The sequence below is a fragment of the Acaryochloris sp. IP29b_bin.148 genome, from assembly GCF_028285565.1.
Taxonomy (GTDB): domain Bacteria; phylum Cyanobacteriota; class Cyanobacteriia; order Thermosynechococcales; family Thermosynechococcaceae; genus Acaryochloris.
Genome location: NZ_JANQOY010000011.1, coordinates 1 through 9563, shown reverse-complemented (window position 1 = coordinate 9563; position 9563 = coordinate 1). Strand labels below are relative to the sequence as shown.

The 9563-nt window shown below is 45.1% G+C and carries 4 protein-coding genes and 1 pseudogene; 2 read left to right on the top strand and 3 right to left on the bottom strand.

Features of this window, described 5'->3' with window-relative positions; genetic code table 11:
• A pseudogene (locus Q0986_RS01010) lies at positions 1 to 2503 on the top strand (hypothetical protein); the annotation flags it as partial.
• A gap of 25 nt (positions 2504 to 2528) precedes the next feature.
• Entirely contained in the window at positions 2529 to 5030 is a 2502-nt protein-coding gene (locus Q0986_RS01005) for a CHAT domain-containing protein (protein ID WP_299402450.1), read from the top strand.
• A gap of 48 nt (positions 5031 to 5078) precedes the next feature.
• Here Q0986_RS01005 and Q0986_RS01000 read toward each other — a convergent pair whose 3' ends face one another.
• The 3 genes from Q0986_RS01000 to Q0986_RS00990 form a co-directional block, all read right to left on the bottom strand.
• Positions 5079 to 5744, bottom strand: coding sequence for a COP23 domain-containing protein (locus tag Q0986_RS01000; RefSeq protein ID WP_299402448.1), 666 nt, complete (start codon positions 5742 to 5744; stop codon positions 5079 to 5081).
• A gap of 193 nt (positions 5745 to 5937) precedes the next feature.
• Complete coding sequence (locus tag Q0986_RS00995; protein WP_299402445.1) at positions 5938 to 8124, bottom strand: protein kinase; 2187 nt, start codon at positions 8122 to 8124, stop codon at positions 5938 to 5940.
• Between the two features lie 279 nt (positions 8125 to 8403).
• A complete protein-coding gene (locus Q0986_RS00990) occupies positions 8404 to 9447 on the bottom strand; it encodes an ABC transporter permease (protein WP_299402442.1) in 1044 nt (347 codons plus the stop codon).
• Positions 9448 to 9563 lie beyond the last annotated feature (116 nt).

Below are 9563 nucleotides of genomic sequence, written 5' to 3'. Positions count from 1 at the left end.
CCAGAATAACTATGCCAATTTGGTGGGTGAACCCAATGGGTTTGCCTTTGTCTCGGACACCCCTGGCTCGATTATGAACGCCGGGACGTTATCGGTACCTCAAGGAGAACAAATTACCTTAGTGGGGGGCATGGTGATCAATACGGGCACGCTGGAAGCACCTGGAGGTAAGGTGACGATTGCGTCAGTACCGAATAAACAGTTGGTCAAGATTAGTCAAGAGGGCAATTTGTTGAGTTTAGGGTTGCCCTCATCAGCAGAATCAGTGTTGTTGCCAGGAGTTGAAGGGTTTACGCCGTTGGCCTTACCAAAACTATTGACAGGTGGTGATGAACCGATTGCAACGGGTGTCATTGCTGATGCGGATGGGGTGCGCTTAACAGGTAATGATGCGGTTCTGCCGACGGATCCGGGAACGACATTGGTGGCGGGTACGGTGGATGTGTCTGGGCCGGAGGGGGGCACGGTACATGTGTTGGGAGACAAGGTGGGACTGTTGGGGGCGAATATTAATTCGTCTGGTGACTATAGTGGCGGTACGGTGTTACTTGGTGGGGACTATAAGGGGCTAGGTGAGGTGCCGAATGCCACTCGAACTTTTATTGATAGGAATTCAGTAATTACGGCGGATGCGTTGAAGAATGGGCCTGGGGGTAAGGTGATTGCTTGGGCGGATGGTGTAACGGCGTTCTATGGAAATATTAGTGCTCGTGGGGGAGAAAAGGCAGGAGATGGTGGGTTTGTTGAGGTGTCGGGGAAAGAGAATCTGATCTTTCAGGGCAGTGTTGATCTAAATGCAAGTAATGGTGTAGACGGAACATTACTTCTAGACCCCGAAAATGTAAACATCTCAGGCGATTCAACAACAATTGGCGTCAATCCATCTCAAGTATTTGGTAATGATGATTCTAACGATAGTGATATCAATATTGATGCCGAGATTCTTGGCGCAGTGGATGGTCAAGTGTTCATTGAGGCACGAAACAACATTACTATTTCCAGTCCTGTCACTTTTGTCAATAGCGGAGCCGATAACTCGATAACGTTTAGAGCAGATTCAGATGGTGATAATGATGGGGAGTTCACCTCAAATGCACCTTTATTAACGAATGGAAGACCTCTGACTGTCACAGCAGCAAATGTAATAATCAATAATGAGATAAATCCAGGTGGTAGTGATGTAACTTTAGAAGCTACAAGCAGTGTTACTTTGAATGCTGATATAGGTCCTAAAATCCCTAGAGAATTTGGGGATGGTTTTTTCTTTGATAATAACAATCCTATTGATGCTGTTTTTTTACCAAAAAATATTGAGACTTTAACAGTTAAAGTCAATCCAGAGAATGGCAAGAGTGGTGTAATTGAAGTTCTTGGCAATATAAATACTAAGTCATTAATTCTAGAAAATTCCAATGGAAATATTACAATTGGAGAAAAAGGTAACCCTGTAGAAATTTTTATCGCTACTTATCAGCAAATTCAAAGTGAACCAACGAAGATAGAAAGCATTGGTGGTTTAGCCCAAATCACTGCAAATAATGGCAGCATAAATCTTTATGGTGGTGTTACCCTTGATGCTAAGGCTTCATTAGTTGTTGATGCTCAAAAGTTTACTGCTAAAGAAGCTATAACTAGAAATTTCAAGCTTATAGGTCGACAAGATGAGCTTATACCTATAGCGTATAATATTGGCGTTATTTCTGCTGGTGGTAGTGATCTTGTGGGGGAGCGTAGGAACATTATTAAGGTTTCGGGTGAGGAACAACCAGAGATACAGTTTTCTGTGCAGTTTTTAAATAAAAAATTTAAGAATAAGGCACGACAAACTGTACGAATTTTGCCGAATGAAAATTCGCCAAATGGAAATTTCATGGATAGCAGCTTCGACCCGAATTATGAAGGTCCGGATATACAATTTACAATTCGAGAAGATACTTCTTTCAAGATTGGGAAAACTCTGGAACCGACAGATAGTGGGATTGAATTGTCCATTCAGAACTTTAAAGTTGCAGATACAAATGGTGCAGCTGTTAATGGTCAACTGTCATCCGGTGGTCGAAATTTCGAAACGGACATAATTACAGATGACGATCCACCCAATGACGATCCACCCAATGACGATCCACCCAATGACGATCCACCTGATAATACACAAAAAACCCGACAGAATACTTCTGATGATGAAAACACTACTGAAGGATCTGATTATCTACCCACTAACTGTTCTGTAACAAATACTGGTCAAGTTCAGTGTTCTCAAGCAGGTAAAGTACTTGCCTTAACATTTGATCCGCCTTTAGATGCAGAAGGTAATGTTCAATTCCCCATCTCACCAGAGCAATTTCCAGAACTTCTCACAGGTGATGACGACTTAGGATATATTCAAGATTTAGAAACGCCTGCTAACTCTAGTGCAATGCAATTTAATAGTAAAGATCAGTCTGTAAAAATGTCTTTTGAAAAGGCTGATCTGAATCTAGATAAGGCAGAAAGTAATAGATAACTTCACCTTAAGAGCTAAAGAAATCATGCCCTCAATCCACTCTGTAGGCAAACTATTTCTTTTCGCGATCACGTTTACTACTCCCCTGCAAGCCAATGCCATGCCTCAATCTTGGCATGCTAATGGGGAGGTATTTCTCTTTAAAGGTAAACCGACTATCAAAACGGTTGCTCAACCTAACTCCTCACAGACTTTCTTCGCTCAAAGTCCAAATCAACAACAAACTCAAGCTCAGCAACATCTTAAGCAAGGAACTCAATACTATCGATCAAGACAATTCGAAGCAGCAATCAAAGCGTGGCAGCAAGCTTTGTCCTTGTTTCAGCAGTTACAAGATCCAAGTAAAGAAGCCCTCGTGTTTGGACGTTTAGGGCTAGCTCACCAAAGTTTGGGAGACCCTCATCAAGCCATTCAATACTTTAATCAGGCACTCCCCCTACTCCGCCAAACAGGTGAGCAGACCATTGAAGCCTCCATTCTCGGAAACTTAGGGAATAGTTACCTCAAAGTCGGTCGCTATGCCGACGCGATAGCGGCTTATAACCAATCCATCAAACTCTGGCAAAACCTGAAGGATCCAATCAATGAAGGACAAGCACGTCGGGGGCTAGGCAATGTTTATATCGCTTTAGGCCAATACTCTAAAGCCCTAAACCATCATGAACAAGGCTTAAAAGTTGCTAAAATGAGCAGCTCACCAGCAGCGCTGGCCAATGCCTACAACAGTCTAGGAGTGATCCAATCTTCTTTAAAAGAAGATAGACAAAACGAAGCTCGCCAATATTTCCAAAAAAGCCTAACGGCCACCCAGAATATCCAAGATCCCAGCCAGAAACAGACCCTTCAGGCCCAGGCCCTAAATAATCTGGGCAATATCGATCTGTCCCAAGGTAATATCACTCGTGCCCTTCAGTCTTATCAGCAAGGGTTAGCTACAGCCCAAGCAGTCAACGATAAAAGACTAGAAGTGTCTGCCCTCCAAGGCATCGGCTCGGTGTACACCATTCAAGATAATCACTCCCAAGCCTTAACCACGCTACGCAAAAGCTTAACCCTACTCAACAGTCTCAACAGTCCCCAACTCGAAGCAACCAATCACCATTTGATGGGAGCTAATTTGTGGAAACTGGGGCAACTCAGCGAAGCAGAGACACATTTCAACTTCGCGATTAACTTGCTAGATCAATTGCGAACTGAATTACCCGACACCGCTAAAGTTTCCATTTTCGAGACTCAGGTTCATAGTTATGCGCTCCTTAGGCGAGTCCTAGCAGAACAAGGGAAAGTCGAGGCAGCCCTAGAAGCCTCTGAACGGGGGCGAGCCAGAGCCTTTATTGAGTTATTAGACAAACGCTTAGCTGCCCGTCCATCTTCTGCTGCCCCTGTCAAAAGTAGGCTGCCCAATCTCCAACAACTTCAGCAGGTTGCTCAACAACAAAATGCAACCCTGGTGGAATATGCCTATGTTGCCGATGAAGCATTCGTGGCTCATGGAAAGCGCTATGGTACCTTCATCAAGATCTTTATTTGGGTGGTGCAACCCAACGGTAAAGTTGCATTTCGGGCAGTGGACCTCACCCCAGCTCAAACACAGCTCCTTACTCAAGCTGGTCAATGGGCCAATGACTGGAGTGAATTCAGGGACCGAGAACAAGCCCTAAAGCAAGAATTTTTGCAACTGCATCAAAATCTCTATCAAATTTTGATCGCCCCTATTGATGATCTGCTGCCCACAGATCCAACCGCTCCAGTTATCTTTATTCCGTATCGTGAACTGTTCCAAGTCTCGTTTCCTGCACTCCAAGCCCCAGATGGTACGTACCTCATTCAGAAGCATACTGTCCTGACAGCGCCTGCAATCCAGGTGCTAGCCCTGACCCGCAAACAGCAGAACTCTACCCTCCTTTCGCCAAGCAATGCTTTAGTTGTTGGCAACCCGACCATGCCCGTCGAAGCGCCAGGAGGTGCATTACTGGGGTTAGGATCCTTACCCCGTTCTGAGACAGAAGCGCAAGCCATTAGCCAAATGCTTAGCACTCAAGCTTTGATTGGGGGGGCAGCCACTGAAACCACCATTAAACAAAAAATAGGCTCAGCTCAAATCGTCCACTTTGCCACTCATGGTCTCCTCGGTGAGTTTAGTAAAAGTGGTGTTCCCGGTGCCATAGCTTTAGCGCCAGATACCAGTAACGATGGTTTACTGACTTCGGATGAAATCTTAGATTTGAATCTGAACGCTGACCTAGTCGTTGTCAGTGCTTGTGATACGGGGCGTGGACACCTGACAGGGGATGGTGTTGTAGGACTATCCCGAGCGATCATGGCCACTGGAGTCCCCAGCGTTATGATTACCCTATGGGAAATTGATGATGCTTCGACTGCACTGCTGATGGGCGAGTTTTACAAACAATACGTTCAAACGCCCAACAAAGCACAAGCCCTGCGCCAGGCCATGCTCAACACTATGAAGCAATATCCGCATCCAGTGAATTGGGCACCGTTTACCTTAGTGGGCCAAGCGCAATAAAGTATTTGGCTTCACTAAGCCTAAGTTACAAACCAGCGCTCAAAAATCTTATTGTCCCCACGGAATCGGTTGTCCTGGAACAGGCTTTTCTCCTTCTAAACCTTTACCATTAGGGACCACCTCGGGAGTGGTTGGCACATCTGAAGACTGAGCCATAGGCGCACGTTCGTTTAGCAAACGTACAAAGTCAATGGGCTTACCATTATTTCTGCGCGTCCCTCCAGCAGAAGGATTTTGCCGACTATAAAACAAATCATTTAAGACATCAAAGGGATTGTCTTTCGGTTCCAAAGTAAGGAGTAACCCACCTTTCAGACATCCTTCTTTTCCGGTTTTGGAAGTGACACAGATAACATTTTCATAATTCATCCGGCCTGCATTGAGATATTTCAAGCGCCCCTGATCCGATAAAGCCTGAAACCTCTTGGACACAGCTTGACAGCGGACAGCAGGCGTCCACTTAGCCCCAAAGAAGGTGCTCTCCCAAACAATAATTTCAATGGGGCCTCGTGCCGTATGGGCGACTGTTGAGTATTTGTCACCATTTTGGACACATTCATAGCGCTCTCGGACCGTAGCTCCCCTTCGAGTCGATGCAGTATCCTCCGTCGAGGATTCTACAGCGTTAGCCAAGGCTACTTGTTCCCCGTTGGCCCCACCCATCACAGCAGCAGTCAGGATCAATAGAGAAATATTTTTAAGGATTGTTTGCATGATGTCATCACTAGCTTTAACTACTCGAAGTTGGGGAACGACAGATATAGCCAAACGCTATATCCTCTGAAGACTAAACAATTAAAAAGGTTGCCAAAAATATAAATCTAAATCTTGAAACCCATTTCGCATCAAACCACACTGAACTAATAGATTTTACAAAAAGAGACTGACCTAAGAACTCCTACAGTCCTTACCAAGCCCGAGGAGCCGGGGATGGAGAAGGCCAAGCCCGAGGCGCTGGGGCGGGTGCTGGGGCGGGCCGCCAAGCGGGAGCCGGGGCTGGAGCGGGAGTCCATGCAGGAGTCGGGGCTGGGGCTGGGGTCCATACTGGAGCAGGCTTAGGTGCTGGGTTCACCGTCACAGGAACTGGGGCAGGTTTAGGAATACTGGCTATTTGCTTGTTGGCAGCCGTAATAATTTTGTCGGCCTTAGCTGCCCAAAATTTAGGTTGCTTGACTTGCTCCGCCTTTTCAATCGCCTCTCTAGGCCGCTGATCATCCAATGCAGCCTGAGCATCCTTCAAGAATTTGTCATTCTCTTTAGCCGTTGTCTGCCATTCTTTGGTCAGTGACGTTGACTTATCATATACAGGGCTTATTTTTGGAATCGCAGCCAGTTTAGCAAGGGCGTCCTTAACCTTGCCTTGCTCCTCATACAGAACTTTGGCCTGACTCAAAAGCTGATTAGACCAAGCCTGGAGTTTTTGTTGAGCTTGGTTATACTGGGCACTCTTACTAGGGACTTTTGCAACTATCTTGAGTGCCTCGGCAAAATTACCTTGATTGGCTTGGAATTGCGCAGCACCTAAATAGCATTTAGCCAAAGTATCCCGAATAGAGACTTCAACCTCTAGATCAACATCGGCTGATTCTCCTTTGTTAATACAGTCTGTAAACTTGTCTTGGGTATAAAAAGCTTGCATTTGTTGCAATACTTGGTCCGCAGTCGAGGGCCTGAGCAGAAAATATCCCCCCGCTCCTAAGCCAGCAACTAGGAGTAACGAACTGGGAACAACCCACTTTAACGACTTTGGCTGCTTTGTATCCCGTTGATCCAGCACATCTGGGGGAACCAGAGCCTGGGGAGAAGAGCTAGGCAAAGCTTCATCTGTGGATTTTGATATAGGATCCTGAGAGTCAGTTTGCGCCCTATTACTATGAGGTTGGCATACCGTCGACTCCAAACTATCTTGATTCGTGTCAATCACAGGTAAATCAACAAGCTGTCCATTATTAGTATTTCTTCCCGCAAGAGTCTCTTGAGTCCCTGAACTGTTGTGAGAGGAAACATCAGTTGGCGCATTAGGGGAGACCAGATGCTGTGCTTGAGCCGAAACGACAGTGGAAGCATCAGCAGCCTCCAGAGAAGATGGGGAAAGACCAGGTTGAGGCTGACTAGGATAATCGTCTCCCCTTTGACGATTCGTCTGTTCAAAGCCATGAGCACCAGAACTTTCCATCCCTGCAGAAGTTACCTCAGAGCGGGAAGGGTTAGTACCAGTATTGGCCTTCGGCAACGGTGAAGTAGAAGGAATGACTTGTATCGTAGAAGCCGTAACAATACCCGAATTAAATAAATGGTTTAAATCAGTGAGAATATCTGCGACTTGAGAATATCGGTGTCTCGGATCACGCCGCACCATTTTTGAGAGTACTTGTGCAAAGGAAGGCTGCACAGGTACCAAATCTACCCAGCAAATTTCATCATAATCATCCCGCTCAAAGTCTTGAGGGTGGGTTCGCGTTAACCCTTGGAGACACGTCATTCCCAATGCATAGACATCGCTTGCAAACTGAGGTTTCCCTCGTAGTTGTTCATCTGGCATATAGCCGCGCGTTCCAATAGAGACAGTTGTCTCAGCTAGCTGACTCTGATCAATTTCAATCTCTTTGACCGCCCCGAAATCTAGAAAAACAATCTTTTGATCTGAGTGACGCCGCATCAAATTGGCAGGTTTAATATCCCGGTGAATCACTCCCAGTTCATGGACAAATGCCAAAGTATTTAAGCAGTCCTGCAGGAACTCAACACTTAGGGCCTCAGAAAAGCGACCTTTTTGTTGAAATTCATCCTTTAGCAAGGTGCCTTCAATTAGCTCTTGCACCAAAAAAAACTCATTATCTTCTTCAAAATAGGCAAAAAGTTGGGGGATTTGAGGGTGCTTGCCCAGTTTTTGCAACGTGATTGCTTCCTGGTTAAATAAACGTCTAGCGATCCGCAAAGCAGCGGCGTTATCTTGTCCGACTGTGAGCTGCTTAACCACACAGTGGGGTACTCCAGGCAGTAGAGTGTCCTCAGCCAAAAAGGTTTTCCCAAAACCTCCTTGCGCCAGCGCTGTAACGATCCGATATCGAGATGCAAGAACCCTACCCAACATATTATTTTATTCTTAACTATAAAAAGAGTTATTCAATAGATCTTACTGTAAATTCTTTTATCTCAGAGAAATTAAGACAATTCTTTCATCTTTGATCCTAATTTTGCAACAATTCGAGAAAATATGACAGCTAAAGTATCTTTAGATAACGATGTTTTCAGGATCCCGTTGTGCATATATCTGCCAATAAATATTTCATTGAAATCTATAGAGCCTAGACCTTAATAAGGAAAAACTTAATTGAGTGCCAAAGATTCATCTATCAATAGTTCAACAGGGCTACACAATGCTCTTGCGCTTTTGTATCGGTAGGATGCACAAACAGAAAATCCCAGACAGCCCTCCTAAAATCCCCCAGGTTTCGGAAAGATTGACCGCAAAAGATCGACCATAATTGTTATTAAATTGGTTGATAATCCCTTCTCCTTCACCAATCGCGCTTTCCCGCTCTTTTTTCCATTGACTATAATCAGCTTGCCAGGTATTAATATCTTTTTTGTACTGACCAACCTGGTTCTTATAGTCGTCTAACTCCTCTGGGTTACTGGGGAATGTACCAGGTTCAGTCGGTTTTTTAGGCTCTGGCATATCGACCGCCTTGTTCAACTTGGCCTTGATGCCTGGAAACTCACACTTTGTAAATAATTTGGGTCCCAGACAAGAACATTGTTCTGCTTTTTTAGCTTCGGTGAGTTGATCCCGATCACGCTCAGCTAATGCAAAACAACTATCCGTGGCAATACTCTTGCCCACCTCAGTAATGGTCACCATTGACTCAAACGCCCAGCGGCTAAACGTCACATGACTCATCATCTGCCCTGGCCAGGGCAGTGCCTGAATCGGCAATAATCCACCTCCTAAGGTGATTTGAGGGATGAGAACCAAAATAATGAGCAAAGGCGCAACATTTTGATTGGGGGCAATGGCGGATACCAATAACCCCATCACCATGCCGCCAATCGTAGCCAGTAAAAGGGTGATGTAGATGCCTAGAAGAACAGGAGTTCCACCAGGGAATGTAACGACTAAAACCTTGAATAACGTAAATACTGCAGCTTGATAAAGACTGACTAAGACACCCGTTAACACTTTGGAGAGGATATAGGGCCAAAGCTGCAAGCAAACCATGCGCTCACGGCGATAAATATCATTTTCCTTGACAATCTCGCGCATAGACGACAGACTCCCCACCATAATGGCAATAATGACTGCCACAAACAGCATCATCAAGGTTTGCTGAGGATCACCTGTCTCTGAATGGAATACGTTTCTAGGCCAAATAAAAAAATCTAAGATACCTAAAATAGGTGCGATCGCTAGCATCAAAAATAAGCTAGCCTTCTACTGGTTTCGGGTTTTTATCCAGTTAGCCTGAAATATAGGCTGATAAACCTAATATGAATAACTAAAAAAGATAAATCAGGCAATTGCATCTCCTC